General features: G+C 74.4%; 13 protein-coding genes. 4 read left to right on the top strand and 9 right to left on the bottom strand.

The window, feature by feature from the left end; genetic code table 11:
• Positions 1-150: 150 nt before the first annotated feature.
• Both ACH5HR_RS10300 and ACH5HR_RS10295 read right to left on the bottom strand, forming a co-directional pair.
• Positions 151-1,491: an ABC transporter substrate-binding protein gene (locus ACH5HR_RS10300; RefSeq protein ID WP_416477715.1), complete on the bottom strand. Its 1,341-nt coding sequence runs from the start codon at positions 1,489-1,491 to the stop codon at positions 151-153.
• Between the two features lie 262 nt (positions 1,492-1,753).
• On the bottom strand, positions 1,754-2,254 hold the full coding sequence (locus tag ACH5HR_RS10295) for a DUF2505 domain-containing protein (RefSeq protein WP_402377438.1): 501 nt from the start codon (positions 2,252-2,254) through the stop codon (positions 1,754-1,756).
• A gap of 65 nt (positions 2,255-2,319) precedes the next feature.
• On the opposite strand from ACH5HR_RS10295, the gene ACH5HR_RS10290 reads away from it, so the two are divergent.
• Positions 2,320-3,795, top strand: coding sequence for a sensor histidine kinase (locus tag ACH5HR_RS10290; RefSeq protein ID WP_402377613.1), 1,476 nt, complete (start codon positions 2,320-2,322; stop codon positions 3,793-3,795).
• Positions 3,796-3,858: 63 nt separating this feature from the next.
• Here the strand turns inward: ACH5HR_RS10290 and ACH5HR_RS10285 are convergent, their stop codons facing one another.
• Complete coding sequence (locus tag ACH5HR_RS10285) at positions 3,859-4,107, bottom strand: WhiB family transcriptional regulator (RefSeq protein ID WP_106267737.1); 249 nt, start codon at positions 4,105-4,107, stop codon at positions 3,859-3,861.
• Positions 4,108-4,336: 229 nt separating this feature from the next.
• Between ACH5HR_RS10285 and ACH5HR_RS10280 the strand changes: the two genes are divergently transcribed.
• Positions 4,337-4,771 carry a hypothetical protein gene (locus ACH5HR_RS10280; protein WP_416477714.1) on the top strand — a complete coding sequence of 145 codons (435 nt, stop codon included), beginning with the start codon at positions 4,337-4,339 and terminating at the stop codon, positions 4,769-4,771.
• 35 nt (positions 4,772-4,806) lie between these two features.
• Here the strand turns inward: ACH5HR_RS10280 and ACH5HR_RS10275 are convergent, their stop codons facing one another.
• The 6 genes from ACH5HR_RS10275 to ACH5HR_RS10250 all read right to left on the bottom strand — a co-directional run bounded on the left by ACH5HR_RS10275 (position 4,807) and on the right by ACH5HR_RS10250 (position 15,294).
• Entirely contained in the window at positions 4,807-8,793 is a 3,987-nt protein-coding gene (locus ACH5HR_RS10275; protein WP_416477712.1) for an FtsK/SpoIIIE domain-containing protein, read from the bottom strand.
• A 138-nt stretch (positions 8,794-8,931) separates the two neighbouring features.
• Complete coding sequence (locus tag ACH5HR_RS10270; protein ID WP_416477711.1) at positions 8,932-11,547, bottom strand: ABC transporter permease; 2,616 nt, start codon at positions 11,545-11,547, stop codon at positions 8,932-8,934.
• Positions 11,547-12,365 carry an ABC transporter ATP-binding protein gene (locus ACH5HR_RS10265; RefSeq protein ID WP_416477710.1) on the bottom strand — a complete coding sequence of 273 codons (819 nt, stop codon included), beginning with the start codon at positions 12,363-12,365 and terminating at the stop codon, positions 11,547-11,549. Before ACH5HR_RS10265 ends, ACH5HR_RS10270 begins: the two co-directional genes overlap by 1 nt.
• 121 nt (positions 12,366-12,486) lie before the next feature.
• A complete protein-coding gene (locus ACH5HR_RS10260; RefSeq protein WP_416477708.1) occupies positions 12,487-13,149 on the bottom strand; it encodes a hypothetical protein in 663 nt (220 codons plus the stop codon).
• 31 nt (positions 13,150-13,180) lie between these two features.
• The gene (locus ACH5HR_RS10255; RefSeq protein WP_416477706.1) at positions 13,181-13,852 is read right to left on the bottom strand and encodes a response regulator; all 672 of its coding nucleotides are present in this window, start codon (positions 13,850-13,852) and stop codon (positions 13,181-13,183) included.
• Complete coding sequence (locus ACH5HR_RS10250) at positions 13,849-15,294, bottom strand: sensor histidine kinase (RefSeq protein WP_416477705.1); 1,446 nt, start codon at positions 15,292-15,294, stop codon at positions 13,849-13,851. The genes ACH5HR_RS10255 and ACH5HR_RS10250 overlap by 4 nt, the downstream gene beginning before the upstream one ends.
• Before the next feature lie 143 nt (positions 15,295-15,437).
• Between ACH5HR_RS10250 and ACH5HR_RS10245 the strand changes: the two genes are divergently transcribed.
• The gene (locus ACH5HR_RS10245) at positions 15,438-16,124 is read left to right on the top strand and encodes a response regulator transcription factor (protein WP_402377408.1); all 687 of its coding nucleotides are present in this window, start codon (positions 15,438-15,440) and stop codon (positions 16,122-16,124) included.
• 6 nt (positions 16,125-16,130) lie between these two features.
• Positions 16,131-17,477: a sensor histidine kinase gene (locus tag ACH5HR_RS10240; RefSeq protein WP_402377406.1), complete on the top strand. Its 1,347-nt coding sequence runs from the start codon at positions 16,131-16,133 to the stop codon at positions 17,475-17,477.
• Positions 17,478-17,578: the final 101 nt, after the last annotated feature.

Here is a 17,578-nt window from a genome sequence, read left to right as displayed (position 1 = left end):
ATTTGGGCCAGGGGTGTTGCGGGTCCGGCGGGCGGGGGGGGGGGGGGGGGCACGTGTCGGGCCGGCCGCCGGGATGGCGACCGGCCCGACACGGTGTCTCACAGGGGGAAGCTCGGCGTCTGGCGCCTCACTCCCGGACGAGCGGTGACGTCACTGAATGACGTTCTGGGCGTCGGTGACCGCGGTCTCCCACGAGGCCTCCGGCTCCTCGTCGTTGAGGTCAACGCGGTTGATGGCGTTCTGGACCTCGGCGTGGATCGCGAAGTAGTTCTTGCCCTTGAACGGAGCGCCGTCGATGGCCTGGGCACGGGTCGAGAAGATCGCGCCGGCCGGGGCCTCGTTCATGAACTCGTTCGTGAACGTCTGGACGGCATCGGACTCCTGCGCCTCGATCTGCGACGGGAAGGTGCCCGCCTCCTCGAAGGCCTGGGTCTGGACGTCCGGCGAGGTCAGCCAAGCAGCGAGCTCCGTGGCAGCCTCGGTGTGGGCGCCGGAGGCGGGCACGGTGAGGAAAGAACCGCCCCAGTTGCCACCGCCACCGGGGAAGACGTCGGCGATGTCCCAGCCCTCGACGTTGCCGGCGTTCTGCTCGATCGGACCGGTCATCCAGGCCGGGCAGAGCATCGTCGCGAACGCGTCGTTCTGGAAGCCCGCCGTCCAGTCGTCGCCCCACTGCTCCAGGCCGGCGGACAGGTTCTCGTCCGCCGAGGCGGCGATGACCTGGTCGTACAGGTCCTTCACCTCGGTGTTGCTGGCCAGGTCCTTGGGCTCACCGGTGGCCGGGTCCTCGTAGGCGCCGTCGAGCTGGTTGACCATGCCCTGGAAGGTCGCCTGGGCGGAGTCGAACCAGGCGTTGCCCGTCTCGTCGACGTACTCCTGGCCGGCCTCGAAGTAGGTGTCCCAGGTGGCGTTCTCGCCGCCGATCCACTCCGCGACCTCTTCGCGCTCGGACGGCAGCCCCGCCGCCTCGAGCAGGTCGGAGCGGTAGCAGATGGCCTCCGGGCCGATGTCCGTGCCGTAGCCGATGAGCTTGCCGTCCGGCGTCGTGGCCTGCTGGACCTTCCAGTCCACCCACCGGCCGTCGAGCTCGGCGTTCGTCAGGTCGGTGAAGAGGTCGGGGTACTGCATGAGCTCGGGGAGCCAGTCGACCTCGATGGCCTCGATGTCGGCCAGTCCTTCGCCACCGGCGGCGAGCTTGGTGGTCAGGTTGGTCCGGGCGTCACCGGACTCGGCGGCCGTGACGTGCTTGACCGTCACGTTCGGGTGCTCCTCGGTGTACTGGGCGAGGAGCTCGTCCGAGTAGCCGAAGTTGTTGAAGGTGGCGACCGTGAGGGTGATCTCCTCGTCGGACGACTCGCCGTCGTCGCCGTCTGCGGTTCCCGGCTCGTCGGTGTCGCCCGAGCAGGCGCCGAGAACGAGGGCGAGGGACGCGATGCCGGCAGTGGCCGCGGCGACGCGACGGCTCCGGCGGGGGCGGGTGCTGCTGAGCACGGTGACTCCCTTGTCTGGTTCGAATCATGCGTAGGGCGCTTCAGGAAGCGCAGACGTCTCACGACGTGGTAGCGCTTCCACGACCGGGGATGATGCTTCCGTTGCGAGCGTGTTCCGTCAAGCCCTCGCAGCCACCGATGCTGGAAGGTGATGTCGAGATTTCGTATCTGTGCAGGTCAGAGCGGTGGTGGAAGCGCTCCCGTGACCAAACCGTGACAGCGTGGACGAGTGTCTGCCGACGGCGGTGAGCACGCGGTGCGGGTCAGGACCGCGTCAGCCACTCCCGCCCGGCTCGTTCCTCGGCCTCGAGCGTGCGCCGGACGGCCCCGGCGGCCGCCTCCTCGACGGTCGCCGCGAACAGCGGTATGCCCGCCCTGACCTCACCGTCGTACACCTGGCGGGTGCCGCCGTCGGCCGTCGGCTCGAGCCGGAGCGATCCCGTCATCCGCACCGGGGCGCCGGCGATCTCGACCGCGACCGTGCCGACGTGGCGGCCCTCGCGCGCCGGCTCCCACGCCTCCGCCTGCCGCACCTCGAGGTGGTCACCGACGAGCTGGCGGACCTGACCCGGGATGAGGTCGGTGGGCAGGGTGCGTCGCAGGGACACCGTGAACCCGGAGGCCGGGTCCCCGCTGACGTCGACCTGGGAGGCGGCGCCGGCGTCCTGCCGTCGGCCGCGCCACCGCACGAACTCCGCGTCGCTGAGCATGGCGGCCACGACGGACACGTCCGCCGGGTAGGTCTGCTCCACGGTCAGGTGCACGCTGCCCACCCTACCGGCGTGCTCCACGACGGGTAGTGCCCCGTACGCTGGTGGGCGTGTCCGCCATGAGTGATCTGATCGCCGAGCACGCCGAGCTGGCCGAGGGGGACCTCGAGTGGCTCCACCTGCTGGTCGGTGACTGGCAGATCGTCTCCGACCTCGCCTTCGCCGACCTCGTCCTGTGGCTGCCGACGGCGGACGGCCGCTTCGTCGCCGTCGCGCAGTGCCGTCCCAGCACCGGTGCCACCGTCCACTACGACGACGTCGTCGGGTCGTTCGCCCCCGAGGGGCAGCGCCCGCAGCTCACCGCCGCGATGAGCGAGGGGCGCGCCCAGCGCTCGCGCGAGCCGCGCTGGTTCGGCGCGTACGCGGTGCGTGAGGAAGCAGTGCCCGTGGTGCACGACGGCCGCGCCGTCGCCGTCGTCGCCCGGCAGACGAACCTCGGCTCCGGTCGCACGCCCAGCCGCCTGGAGCTCAACTACATCGAGTCCGCGGACGACCTGCTGGCGATGATCGGCCGGGGGGAGTACCCGTCGCTCAACGCGGCGACCGGTCCGCGCCGCGGCGCCCCGCGCGTCGGCGACGGCCTGATCCGGCTCAACTCCGAGGGCGAGGTCCTGTACGCCAGCCCGAACGCGCTGTCCTGCTTCCACCGGCTCGGGGTCATCGGGCCGTTGGTCGGCCAGTCGCTCGTCGAGGTCACCGCCGGGATCGCCGAGCAGCAGAGCACCGTCGACGAGTCGCTGCCGCTCGTCGTCATGGGCCGGGCGCCGTGGCGCACCGACATCGAGGCGGGCCGGGCGGCGCTGTCGTTGCGGGCGCTGCCGCTGACCGACCGCGGTCAGCGCATCGGCGCCGTCCTGCTGTGCCGCGACGTGTCCGAGCTGCGGCGACGCGAACGCGAGCTCATGACCAAGGACGCGACGATCCGCGAGATCCACCACCGCGTGAAGAACAACCTGGCGACGGTGGCGGCGCTCCTGCGTCTGCAGGCCCGGCGCATGGAGGTTCCCGAGGCGCGGGCGGCGCTGGAGGAGGCGATGCGGCGCGTCGCCACCATCTCGCTGGTGCACGAGTCCCTGTCCCAGACGCTCGACGAGAGCGTCGAGCTCGACGACATGCTCAAGCGTGCGCTGCGTCTCGCGGCGGACGTCGCCTCCACGCGCGCGCAGATCAGCACCCGGCAGAGCGGCTCGTTCGGGCTCGTGCCGGCCCAGGACGCCACGCCGCTCGCCCTCGTGCTCACCGAGCTCGTGACCAACGCCGTCGAGCACGGGTTCCCCGGCCAGGAGTCCGGGACGGTCTCGATCGACGTCGAGCGGGAGGACTCGTCGCTGCGCGTCGTCGTGGCGGACGACGGCGTCGGGATGCGCGACGGCATCGACGAGCTCGGCCGGGCGTCGCGCAGCGGGCTCGGGTCGCAGATCGTCAAGACGCTCGTGGTCAACGAGCTGCGCGGCACCATCGACTGGCTCCCGCGCGAGGGCGGCGGGACCCAGGTGGTGCTGCAGGTGCAGCTGCGGGGCGACGCGCAGCGCTGAGCACGCAGAAGGGCTCCCCCGCTCATCGGCGGGGGAGCCCTTCTGCGTGCGTGCTCGGTGGCGTCAGCCGGCGCGACGGGCGCGAGCGGTGCGGCGCTTGAGGGCGCGGCGCTCGTCCTCGCTCATGCCGCCCCAGACGCCGGCGTCCTGGCCGGACTCCATGGCCCACTTGAGGCAGTTGTCGACGACGTCGCAGCGACGGCAGACGGCCTTGGCCTCCTCGATCTGCATGAGGGCCGGGCCGGTGTTGCCGATGGGGAAGAAGAGCTCGGGGTCCTCGTCGAGGCAGGCTGCCTTGTGGCGCCAGTCCATGTCATCTCCTCAGGTCGATGATCGTTCCCAGGAGGGCGCGCAGCCGTCTGGACATGCCGAGGGGCAGCCGTCTCCGGGTCCGGATCGTTCAGGGGGGTTCGGGATCTCTGTCCAGAATCACACCTCGTGAAGGTGGGCACAAGGGGTGACGGCCAGATTTCTGTTCCGTGAACCCTGAGGGTTTCATCACACTGCACAAACTTTCCCCGGGGCCGTATCCTGACGTGTCATGCCCGGTCCTGCTGCTCCTTCCCCTGATCCCGGCCCGGTCCCGCCACCGCGCACGCGACCCGGCGGCGTCCTGGTCGCGGTCCTGGTGGCGGTCGGGATCGAGGCGGTGGCCATGGCGGTCTTCGCCGCGGCGGTCGTCGTCGAGCTGGTGGGGGGCCGCTCCGGGAGCACCGGCGTCAGCGTCTTCATCGTGCTGTTCTTCCTCGGTCTGGCCTGGCTCCTCGTCGGCTCCGGCCGCGCGCTGTGGCGTGGACACCGGCGGGGACGTTCTCCGATCGCCGGCTGGCAGATCTTCCAGGGGATCATCGGTGCCTCCCTGCTCACCGGCGGCTCACCGGCTGCGGTCGTGGGCGGCATCGTTCTCCTCGTCCTGGCCGCCGGTGCCTTGCTCGGTCTCATGACGCGACCCGTGCTCGAGCACACCGCCGGCTGACCAGACACCGCCCCGGCCGACACCGCGCGCCGGGGTCATGCCCCGGCGGCCTGCAGCGGAGCAGCGGTCCCGCCGTCCACCAGCGCTCCGCGTCCTGGCCGGGCGGGTCCCGGCTCGGCGACGTCGCCGAGCGGTGTGCCGAACACCTCGTCCGCGTCCCGCCCGCCCGGGGCCAGCACCACACCGGTCCGCCGTGCGCGCAGCTCCGCCAACGGGCCCCGGTGCGCCATCAGGACGCCCTGGGTGGTGGCCGACGCCACGAGGACCAGCCCACCTTCCTCGACCAGCGCGCCGAGGCGCTCGACCTCCACGGGGCAGGCCTGGGCGAGCGCGTCGAGATCGTCGACCACGACGGTCGGGACACCGTCGTCGGCGCCGTCGGCCGCGGTGTCGCCCGAAGGCCCGGCCGCCGACGCCAGCTCCTCGACCAGCCGCCGGACCGCTGCCGGGGACGGGGCGATCCGGTGCTCGCAGGCCTCGGCGCGCAGCGCGTCGTCGCGGGAGACGACGGCGGCGAGCCTGCCGTCCGCCGCCAGCCCGCGGACGACGGTCCGCAGCACCGTCGACCTGCCCGTACCGCGTGGACCGACCACCAGGGCTCCGCGTCCCACGTCCAGCGCGAGCGGGGCTGCGGCGTCGCCCCCGACCCCGATCACGACCTCGCGTCGTCGAGAGGCCGTCGGGAGCGGGGGCGACTCGTCGACGGCCCGAGCGAGGTCTGCCCACGTGAGCCGTACCGGCAGCGGCCGGACCCGGTTCGGTCGCGGCCCGTCCGCCGGGTCGAGGCGGCCACGGCCCTCGACGTCGTCCGGCATCAGGATCTGGCAGACGAAGGGCTCACCCGACGGCAGCCAGGCCGCGCGGCCCGGTGGCCCGCCGTGTCCGGCGAGCGCTGACGGCGCCCCGAGCATCACGTCGGAGTGCTGGTCCGTCCCCAGCAGCACGAGCCGCGGGCCGACGCGCGCCGCCACGCCGCCGACCGACGCGGTGTCGGCGGTGAGGGCGAACGACGCGTGCCCGGCGGCGAGGGCCGTCACCAGGGGGTCCCAGGCGCCGGGCCCCGCGAGGACTGCCCGGAGCTCCTCCACGCCGTCGACGACGACGAGGGTGCGGGGCCCGCTGCCGTCCGTCGTGGGCGGGCGGTCCAGCAGCCGCAGGATCCGGCGTGCACGGCGGGGGTCGTCGGGACCGGTGAGCGTGCCGAGGCCGGGGTGCCCCGCCAGACCGGCGAAGGCCTGCGCCGCGGCGGGCGGTGCGAGCACGTGCACGTGCCAGCCGCGAGCCAGCGCCGCGGCGGCGAGGGACACGAGGGTCGTGGTGCGGCCGGACCGGGTGGGCCCCAGGACGGCGAGGTGCCCGGCCCGGGGGAGCCAGTGGACGAGGAGGCGCCGCTGGGCGTCCGGGTCGTCGGCGAGCGCCAGCGGGAGCGCCTCCGGTCCGTCGTCCGTCGGTGTGACGTCGTGGAGGTCGGCCGCGCCGACGCGGGACGGCAGGGCGGGCAGCCAGGGGGCAGGTCCGGGACGGTGCCCGAGCCGTGCGGCGGTGCGGCGGGCGACGTCCACGGCGGCGTCGACCGGCCCGGGCCCCCCGGGCGGCCGCGGTCCCTCCTCGCGCGCCGGTCCGACGGCGGGCACCGGCCGGTCCGCGGCACCGGCCGGGGCGGGCCGCTGCCAGGTGGGCGCCCGGCGCACGTCCGGGCCGCCGTCGGCGGGCAGGGTGCCCGCGTGCGCGCACTGCAGGGCGACCGGCGGGGCGGCGCCCACGCGGAGCACCGCACGTCCCGGGACACCGACGGGGATGCGGGCGGCCGCGGCGTGGTCGACGACGTCGTGGGAGTCGGCGGCGTCCACGACCCGCAGCGCGACGCGTGCCGAGACGTTCGCGCGCACGTCGGTGCTGACCCCTCCCGAGGGACGCTGCGTGGCGAGCACGAGGTGGACCCCCAACGACCGGCCCTGGGCGGCGATGCGGAGCAACCCCGGCAGGAAGTCCGGCAGGTCGTCGGCGAGGGCGCGGAACTCGTCGATGACCACCACGAGCCGGGGCAGGGTGCCGGGCGGGGCGTCGTCGAGCGAGGCCGCCCGACGCTCGGCCAGGACCCGCTCCCGGCGGTGCAGCTCGGCGCGCAGCCCGGCGAGTGCCCGGCCGGCCAGCCCGGGTTCCAGGTCGGTGACCTGCCCGACGACGTGGGGCAGGTCGGCGCAGCGACCGAACGAGGCGCCGCCCTTGAAGTCCACCAGTGCCAGTGCGAGGTCGGCGGGGGATCGGCTCAGTGCCAGCCCGAGGACGAGCGACTGCAGCAGCTCGGACTTCCCGGAGCCCGTCGTCCCGGCGACGAGCAGGTGGGGGCCGTCGGCGACGAGGTCGAGCGTGACCGGGGTGCCGGTGGCGTCGACGCCGAGGGGCACCTGCCACCCGGCGGCGTCGGCCCAGCGCCGGGCGGGGTCCACACCGTCGAGCAGGTCGGCCAGCGGCACGACGCCGGGCAGGCCGGGGTCGATCACGTCGGCAGCTCCGGGGTCCGACGTCGGCAGCACGGCCGTCGCGGCACGCGCAGCGGCGTCGAGGTCGGCCGGCGTGCGACGCAGACCGTGCAGGCCCGCCAGGCGGCGGGCCGTGCGCTCGGCCCAGGCCGTGGTGACCCCGACGCCCGGGCCGGCGGTGTCGGTGCCGTCCGGTGCCGTCCGATGGACCCGTCCGTCCGGGGACAGCCGGAGCGACGCCCGGCACCAGGAGGGTGCGGGGACCTCGCGGCCGCCCGGCTCGCTCGGCAGGCACAGCACGACGAGGTCTCCCCGGCGCGCCGCCTCGTCCGCGACGCGGAGAGCATCCTCGTCCGGGGTGTCCACCACGAGCAGGCGGGCGGCCGCACCCTCCTCCCCGGCGCCGCCTGCGGGGCGGTCGTCGCTGAGCCAGCGGCACCAGGACCAGGCACCGTGCCCCTGGCCGGTCACCTGGACGGCGGCTCCGGCCGCGGCGAGGTCGACGACGACGGCGCGGGCGACGGCGCGGGCGGCGCCGGTCGGGCCGCGCACCGCCAGCGCGCCGTCGGGCAGCAGGTCGGCGGGCGTGCGGCCGGCCGGTGCGGGGTCCTGGTGGGCGCCGCTGCGCGCCCGCGCGGCCAGGGTGTCGAGGGCACGGCGCCACGCGACGTCAGAGGCCTGGTGGCAGGCCACCACCCGCGCGGCCGTGCGACCCGGAGCGGTGCCGGCGGGGGCGGTGCCGGGCGGCGGGAGCTGGTCCTGCGCGCGCCGCCGCCGGACGGCGGCCACCACCTGGGGGACCAGAGCGACGACGGCGACCAGCGAGAACAGCGCGTACAGCGGCTGGCGGAGCATCACCGCCAAGGTGATCGAGCCGAGGACGGGGACCAGCCCGGTGAGCAGCATCGCCGGGTTGACGGGCAGCGTGGTGGAGCGCTCCGGCGCTGCCGGGGCGAGCCAGCCGGAGACCTCGCCGGAGCGGAGCAGCTCGTACCGGGTGCCGGCGACCTCGAGGAGGGTGCCGGGACGCCAGCGGCGCGGCAGACCGCCGAGCCGTCGGCGGCGCTCGCGGCCGCCGTCCGTGCGCAGCAGCGCGGCGGGCGGGGAGCCTGCCCGGAGGCGTGCACCGCGCGGCCGGCGCCGGGCGGCACGGACCCTGGCGCGGGCGTCGGCGCGCACGGTCACGGTCCGCGCGCCCCGGCCGACGACGACGGGACGCCTGGTCGTGAGCGGGATGGTCTCGCCGGCTTCCGGGCCTGTCGTCGGCGTGACGAGCCATGGGCTGCGCAGCGCCGCGACGTCGGGAGCGGACGGTGGTGCCGGTCCCGTGGCCGCGACGCGCAGGGTCGCGCCGGGCAGCAGCGGACGGTGCCCGACGACGGCGTCGTCGCCCACCGGTGTGCCGTCGGCCACCAGCGGGGCGTGCGACAGCTCGGGGCGGCGGACGAGCCGGGCCAGGGGTGCGCGCAGGTCGCCGAGCCGGGCGCCGTCGGGCAGCTCGACGTCCTCGCCGGGGTGCAGCGTGAGGCGGACGGACATGAGGCCAGCGTGCCGCCGTCGGGCACGCGCCCGCCGGCGCCGTCCACAGCCTGTGGACGGCACGACGAACGCCCGGACCCCTCCTCGGACGGCGAGTCCGAGGAGGGGTCCGGGCGTGGGTGCCGGAACCGCCGGGTGTCAGTCCGCGGCGAGCGCCTCCACCGGGGAGGCCTTGAGCGCCGTGCGGGCCGGGGCCACCGAGGCGACCAGTCCGGCTACCAGGGCGATCACGAGCACCAGCGTCACGTCGAGCCACGGGACCGAGAGGGTGACGTCACCCATGATCCCGAGCCCGGCTGCCGAGCCCGCCCAGCCGTACACGAGCCCGAGCAGGATGCCGAGCACCGCACCGACGCCGGCGATGAGCAGACCCTCGATCGCGAGCATCCCGCGCAGCTGGGCCTTCGACAGCCCGATCGCGCGCAGCGTCGCGGACTCCTTGCGCCGTTCGAGCACCGACAGCGACAGCGTGTTCGCCACGCCGATCAGGGCGATGATCACGGCCACGCCCAGCAGGCCGACGACGATCCCGAGCATCGTGTCGATCACCTGGTCGAACTCGGCGCGCTGCACCGCGATCCCCGTCACCTGGGCCGCCTCGCCGGAGTCCGAGACGACGTCCTGGACCACACCGACGGTCGAGGCGGCGTCCGCCGACCCGGCCAGGGCGACGTACAGCTGGGTGACCACCGGGTCGGCCTGCACCTGGAGCAGGTCGTCGACGACGAGGTAGTTGACGTACGGGGCCGACTCGCTCACCACGACGTCGAAGGTGGCCGTGCCGTCCGCACCGGCGAGCTCCAGCCGGTCGCCGTCGGTGAGGTCGAGCTGCGTCGCTTCGTTGTAGCCCAGCAGCACGGTGCCGGGTGCCAGCCCGTCGAGGTGGTCGGGCGCGTTCAGCACCTCCCGGGCGTCGGCGGGGTCGAGGGCGGTGACCTCGATCTCCCACGGCTCGGCGTCGCTCTGCCCGTCAGCGGGGACCAGCTCGCCGCCCGAGGCGACGATCCCCGGGGTGCCCAGCGGCACGTCGGTCAGCTCGGCGACCGCCGCCACGTCGGCCACGCCCGCGATGTCGGCGCGCAGGCCCTGCGACAGCTCGACCGGGGAGCCGTTCTCGTCGAACGTCGTGCTGGACACCATGGCGTCCACGGGGAACTGCTCGTCGAGCGCCGCCGTCAGCGAGGCCCGGGCGCTGGCCGCGCCCGTCGACATCATCGCGACGAGGGTCACGCCGATCAGCAGCGCCGTGCTCGTCGTGGCTGTGCGGCGCGGGTTGCGCAGCGTGTTCGCCGCGGCCAGCCGGGCCGTCGGGCCCGAGGCCCCGACCGACCGTCCGGCCAGCGACGCCACCTTCGGCAGCCAGAAGACCGCACCGACCGCCACGCCGACGAACGACAGCGCGCCTCCGGCGATCCCGGACAGGAGACCGAACGTGGGGTCCTGCGCCGTCGTCCCGAGCACGGCACCGAGGCCGAGCAGCGCGAAGCCGAGTACGGTGGCCAGCAGCGAGAGCACGAGGCGCACCCGACCCGCTCGGCGCGAGGCGGACGGGGCGTCCGTGGGGCGCAGAGCCGCCAGCGGGGCGACCCGCGTCGCGACCCGGGCGGGGACGAGCGCCGCGCCGACCGTCACGAGGATGCCGACGAGCAGGGGGACGACCATGACGGGCCAGGTGAGCGTGATGCTGTCGGGCAGCGGGACGGGGACGTCCATCGCATGGGCGACCCAGAGGGCGCCCTGCCCGAGCAGCACGCCGAGCAGCACGCCGGCGACCGACGCGATCGCGCCCAGGATCGCGGCCTCGGTGAGGACCCCGCGACCGACCTGCCCCTTGTCCGCTCCCACGCAGCGCAGCAGCGCGAGGGTGCGGGCACGCTGGGCGACGAGCACCTGGAACGTGTTGGCGATCACCAGGCCGGCCACGACGAGGGCGATCGAGGCGAACGTCATGACGAAGATGAGGAACATCAGGTCCTGACCGCCGGTCAGGGTCGCGGCCACGTCGGCGGCCCGCTCGTCGGTCGGGACCACCCAGCGGGTGTCGCCGATCGTCGTCGCGGCCCCCGTCGCCGTGGCCAGCGCGGCCTGGACGGTGGCCACGTCGGCCCCCGGCGCGACCACGACGCCGACCTCCTCGCTGCCCGTCGCAGCGCCGTCCTCCTCGGCGATCCAGGTCGCGAAGGTGTCGGCGTCGACGACGGCGGCACCGCCGACCTCCGAGTACGCCCCGTACGGGTCGTCGAGGAGCCCGACGACGACCGGTCGCTCGGTCACCTGCTGCCAGGTCTCGTCGTCGGCAAGCACGTCGCGGGTCAGGTTGACCCGCTCTCCGGTCTCGACGTCCAGCCGTTCGGCGACGGACTCGGGGAGGGCGACCTCGTCGTCCCCCGCAGGCATCGACCCGACGGTGGTCACCATCGGCATGAGCCGGTCGTCAGCGGCGGGGATGATGCTCTGGAAGACGGACCGCGACCCGGCGGAGAGCTGGGCGTAGGTGCTGTCGAACGGGGCGACCGCGTCCACGCCGTCGATCTCACCGAGGGCTTCGACGTCCTCGATCGGGTCCGCCGTCGCACCGACCACCAGGTCGGCGCCGGCGTACCGGGCGGCGATCGAGTCGTAGGTGGTCTGCGTGATGACTCCGCTCGCCAGCAGCGTCGCGGCGACGAACGCCGTGCCGATGACGATCGCGATGCCCGCGGCGGCGAGCCGGCCGGAGCTGCGGCGCATCTGCGCCAGGACGATCCGCAGCATCAGGCACCCGCCTGCGTGCCGTCGTCGGCCACGGGACCCTCGAGGGACCGCAGCGCGTCCAGCCCGGCGAGGACCGCCTCGGGCGTGGGGTCACTGATCTCGCCCGCGATGCGCCCGTCGGCGATGAGGACGACGCGGTCGGCGTACGCCGCCGCGGCCGGGTCGTGCGTGACCATGATGATGGTGCGGCCCAGCTCGCGCACGGAACGACGCAGGAAGCTGAGCACCTCCGCGCCGGAGCGCGAGTCCAGGTTGCCGGTCGGCTCGTCGGCGAAGACGACCTCCGGCTGGGCGATGAGGGCGCGGGCGATGGCGACGCGCTGCTGCTGCCCGCCCGAGAGCTCGCTCGGGCGGTGCTCGAGCCGCTGCTCGAGGCCGAGCGTGCGCACCAGAGTGTCGAACCACTCGCTGTCCACCTTCGCGCCGGCGAGCTGGAGGGGCAGGGTGATGTTGTCGCGGGCCGTGAACATCGGCAGCAGGTTGAACTGCTGGAACACGAACCCGACGCGGTCCCGGCGCAGGCGGGTGAGCGCCTTGTCGCCAAGGCCGGTGATCTCCGTGCTGCCCAGGAACGCCTGCCCCGCCGTCGCGCTGTCGAGGCCCGCGAGCAGGTGCATGAGCGTGGACTTGCCGGAGCCGGACGGTCCCATGATCGCGGTGAACCGGCCCTCGGCGAAGTCGACGTCCACGCCGTCCAGGGCGCGCACCTGCGCCTCGCCGGAGCCGTAGGTCTTGGTCAGCCCGCGCGCCCTGATGGCGAGCCGGCCGGTGTCGGGGGTGTCGGTGTCTGTGACGGGGACGAACACGGTGGTGTCCACGAGATGTCTCCACGGGTCTTGCTCCGGCGGCTCCCGGACGGGAGCTCGATGACACCACCGACGCTACGGACCGGCCGGTGCGCCGTCGTCGGCCCCGGGGCTGGTCGTGGCAGCGCCCGGGTCATACCCAGGTATGACGACCACCCTGAGGACGCCCTGACTGCTCGCCGCGCCGGAACCGGTACCTGGCCAGCACGAACACGGCACCCCCGAGGATGAGGCCCGCGACGGTGACGGCCCACACGTACGCGGGCGCACCGAGCAGGTCCTCGATCAGGACGCGGCTGCGCGACGTGGGGTCCGCCAGCACGACGGCGACGAACGCCGCGACGACGGCGACCACCACTCCCGTCACCACGCGTTCCCAGCGGGAGCCGAGGGAGGCGTTGTCCATCAGGCGGCGACCGGCCCGGACGATGTGCCGGGCACGCAGGAGCCGGAGCGCCCCGACGGCGCGCACCAGGCGCAGGAGCTGCGCGGGGCCGACGGCGAGCACGACGCAGACGACGATCGCGACCGTGACGAGCACCAGCCACCTGTTCCTGCGGACCCAGCGGCGCTTGTCGTCGGAGACGGCGAAGAGCACGACGGTCTCGCCGAGGAGCACCGCCCCGGTCAGGAGGCTGACGGTGGTGCCGACGGTCGCGTACGGCTCCTCCAGCAGCGTGAGCCACACGGCGGGCACGGACGCGAGAGCCGCGACGACGACGGGGACGGCGAAGCGTCGCTGCCACCGGTCCTCGGCGACCTCCTCGGTCCGGGGGGAGGCGTCGACGTCAGGCACCGCACCAGGGTAGTGGGACCGCCGGGCGGGCTCACGAGCCCGGACGCACCAGGCCCGTCTCGTAGGCGGTGACCACGGCCTGCACCCGGTCGCGGGCGCCCAGCTTGGCCAGGACCCGGCCCACGTGCGTCTTCACGGTGGCCTCGGCCACGAACAGCTCGGTGGCGATCTCGGTGTTGGACCGCCCGCTCGCCATGAGGACCAGCACCTCGCGCTCGCGCTCGGTGAGCTCGCCGAGCGCCTGGTGCGCCGGGCCTGCCGCCGTCGCCGGCAGCGCGGTGACCAGGTGCTCCAGGAGCCTGCGCGTCGAGGACGGCGCGATGACGGCGTCGCCGCGGTGCACCGTCCGGATGGCGGCCAGCATCTCCTCGGGCGGGGCGTCCTTGAGCAGGAACCCGGAGGCGCCGGCCCGGATCGCCTCGAGGACGTACTCGTCGAGGTCGAAGGTCGTCAGCACGACGACGCGCGGCGCCTCGGGCTGCGCCGTCAGGTGCCGGGTCGCGGTGAGACCGTCCATGGTGGGCATCCGCACGTCCATGAGCACGACGTCGACGCGGTGGTCGGCGAGGAGGCGCAGCGCCTGCGCGCCGTCGGAGGCCTCGACCGCGACGGTGAGGTCGGGCTGGGAGTCGATGACCATCCGGAAGCCGGCGCGCACGAGCTGCTGGTCGTCGACGAGCGCGACCTTCATGACGTCGGTCATGCGGGCTCCTGGGAGTCGGGGCGCACCGGTGGCACGGAGGATGCCGGCGGTCCTGGGGGCGTGGTGGGCACGGGTGCGGCGGCGGGCACCGGCATCGTGAACCGTACCCGCCAGCCGCCGCCGGGGCGCGGGCCGGCCGTCACCGAGCCGCCGAACATCGCGGCGCGCTCGCGCATCCCGAGCAGCCCGTAGCCGGCCTCGCCGTCGCCGGCTGCCGCCCCGCGACCGTCGTCGGCCACCTCGACCGCCACGGACTCGGCCTCCCAGCGCAGCACGACGGTCACGCGCGGGTCGGGCCCGGCGTGCTTGCGCACGTTGCTCAGCGCCTCCTGCGTGACCCGGTGCAGCGTCAGTCCCGCGCCGGGCGGCAGACGCCGCGCCACACCGACGCGTACCAGCGAGACGCGGGTGCCGGCGTCGCGCGCCTGCGCCACGAGGGTCGTCAGGTCCGCGTCGTCGGGCTGCGGCGCCAGGGGAGCGGAGCCCGACGACGCACCTCGCCCGGGTAGCACCGCGCCTGCCGCGGCGTCGCCCGCCCGGGCCGCGCCGTCGGCCATCGTGCCGCCGTCCGCGCGCCGTGCCCGCCCGCGTGCTGTCGGGCGTGTCCCGTGGCCGGTCGTGCCACCGCCGTCTTCCTGCCAGGGAGCCTCGGGCTCGGGGCCGTCGTCGTCCCGCAGGACGCCGAGCAGGCGGCGCATGTCGGCCAGGGCTGCCCGCCCGGTCTCGGAGATGACGTCGAGGGACCGCACCGCGGCGGCGGGGTCGTTCGCGGCGACGTACCGGCCGCCGTCGGCCTGCGCCACGACGATGGACAGGGAGTGCGCCACGATGTCGTGCATCTCGCGGGCGATCCGGGCGCGCTCGGCGGAGGTGGCGATGCGGGCCTGCTGGTCGCGCTCGAGCTCGAGGCGCTCGGCGCGGTCGCGCAGGGCGTCCAGGGTCACGCGTCGTTGGCGGCGCACGAGCGCCAGCGCCCACACGGCGAGACCCAGGAGGGTGCAGAGCAGGCTCAGGCCGACGAGCTGGCTGAGCTGGCCCGTGCTGCGTTCCTGCACCGCGACGACGGGGCCGATGAGGAACGAGCCCACGACGGTCGAGAGGATGGCGGTGACGTGCGCCCAGCCTGGGCCGTACACGGTGACGGCCCACAGCGCGGCGAGGACCGCGAAGTCCGCGGGGATGAGCAGGGTGTGGCCGGCGAGCAGGTGCGCGAGGGCCACGGCGTAGACGGCGACGGACGACGCGACAGGTCGGGTGCGTCGCCACGCGAGCGGGGCGACCGTGGCCAGGGACCACGCGACGACCCAGCCGGACTGGGTGCGCGTGTCGGAGAGCGTCGTCGCGGTGGCCGCGACGAAGATGCCGAAGAACACCGTGCCGGTGGCGTCCACGGCGAAACGGTGGCGCTCGAACCACGTGCTCAACCGCGCTGACCAGCCCATGCTCGACACCTTAGGCAGGTCAGGAGGCTGCGCGCGTCAGCCCGTGGTGGGACCCGGTCACCGTGCGGCATGGCCCGTGGGGATGATCGGACCACCGTGTCGCGAGGTGCCAGGACCAGGCATATTGCCGCTAGCATGAGGGAATGACCCACGTACTGCTGGCCGAGGACGACCCGGCGATTGCCGAGCCTTTGGCGCGGGCTCTCACGCGTGAGGGTTACGACGTCGTCGTGCAAGGAACTGGTCAAGGAGCGATCGACAACGCCGGGGACGCGGACATCGTCGTCCTGGACCTCGGTCTGCCGGACATCGACGGGCTCGACGTCGCCCGCGAGATCCGTGGTCGCGGGCTCAGCACGCCGATCCTGGTGCTGACCGCCCGCGCCGACGAGGTCGACCTCGTGGTGGGCCTGGACGCCGGTGCCGACGACTACGTGACGAAGCCGTTCCGGCTCGCCGAGCTGCTCGCACGCGTCCGGGCGCTGCTGCGCCGCACCCACGGCGAGGCCGCGGAGGACGAGGAGCTGCGCGCGCAGGACGTCCGTGTCGACGTCGCCGCGCACCGAGCCTTCCAGGGGGAGCGTGAGCTGCACCTGACCACCAAGGAGTTCGACCTGCTCCGGGTGCTCGTGGGCAACGCGGGCTCCGTCGTCGTGCGCGACACGCTCATGCGCGACGTCTGGGGCTCGGACCCGGTCGGGTCCACCAAGACGCTCGACATGCACGTGTCGTGGCTGCGGCGCAAGCTCGGCGACGACGCGAACTCCCCGCGCTACGTCTCCACCGTCCGGGGGCTCGGCTTCCGGTTCGAGCTCGGTCAGCAGGCCTGACCTCCGGTGCGCCGTCGCGTCCTGCTGGCGACGATCTCCGCGGTCGCCGTCGCAGTGGTCCTGCTCGGCGTACCGCTGGGCTTCTTCGGGGCACAGTACGTCGTCGCGAACGAGGAGCGCCGGGTCTCGGACCGGTTGGACACGTTCGTCCGGACCGTCGAGCGCGCCCAGGCGCAGGGTGAGAGTCCCAGCGAGGAGCAGCTCCTGCGCGCAGCGGAGGGGCGCTCCGGAGACCTCCCGGCACGCGTCACCGTCAGCCTGCCCGACGGCGAGCTGCTCGAGTTCGGCGACGTGCTGCGCGAGCCGACCATCTTCAAGGCGGCGCAGACCACCGACGAGCGTGCCTCGGTGTCCATCGAGGTCTCTGCCTGGGGCGCCTACATCAAGGCCGCCCAGACCGTCGCGCTCGCGGTGGTCGCCGGCGTCGTCGCCATCGCGGCCGGCGTGGCGATGGCCGTGTGGCAGGCGAACCGGCTCTCCGCGCCGCTGGTGTACCTCGCGGCGTCGGCCGAACAGCTCGGCTCCGGGCAGGTGCGTCCGAGCCTCGAACCGTCCGGCGTGGAGGAGATCGACCTGGTGGCGGCCGAGCTGGCCCGCAGCGCCGACCGGCTGGCCGGGCGGCTCGCCTCGGAGCGGCAGTTCGCGCAGGACGCCTCCCACCAGCTGCGCACGCCGCTGACCGCCCTGACCATGCGGCTCGAGGAGATCATGCTGACCAGCGACGACGAGGCCGTCGTCGAGGAGGCCAGGGTGTCGCTCGAGCAGGTGGAGCGGCTGGTGACCGTGGTCGACGACCTGCTCTCCACGTCCCGGCGCTCGCAGGGCGGTACCACCGAGGCGGTCGCCCTGGCTGACGTGGTCCGCCAGCAGGAGGAGGAGTGGGCGGAGACGTTCCGCACCGCCGGACGCGTGCTCGTGGTCGACGTGCCGGACGAGCACCGGGTCCTGGCGACCCCCGGTGCGCTGGCGCAGGTGATCGCCACGCTCCTGGAGAACTCCTTGAAGTACGGCGACGGCGTCACGGCGGTGCGCTCGAAACCGTCCGGCCCGAAGGGTGCGGTGGCGCTCGAGGTCTCGGACGAGGGCCCCGGCGTGGCGGACGACATCGCTCCGCGGATCTTCGAACGCGGCACGACGACGGGAGGCAGCACCGGCCTCGGGCTGGCGCTGGCACGTGACCTGGTCGCTGCCGACGGCGGTCGTCTCGAGCTGGCGCAGCGGCGTCCGCCGGTGTTCCGCATCTTCCTCGCCGGGGTGCCGCGCACGCTCGACCCGAGCGTCGTGCTACCGCCCGGGTCGACGATCTCGTCGCGCGGGCGCCGCCGCGGCTGGCTCCACCACAACGAAGGCTGAGACCCGCCCCGCCCCGCCCCGCCCCGTCTCATCGTTGTGGGCGCGATTTCTGGGCGCCGGTTGTGGGGTTGGGGGGGGGGTTTGGGCCCGCATACGCCCCC

The sequence above is a fragment of the Isoptericola maris genome (assembly GCF_048065335.1).
Classification (GTDB): domain Bacteria; phylum Actinomycetota; class Actinomycetes; order Actinomycetales; family Cellulomonadaceae; genus Isoptericola; species Isoptericola rhizosphaerae.
Note: the sequence above shows the minus strand (reverse complement) of the source record. Positions and strands in the feature narration are given on the sequence as shown.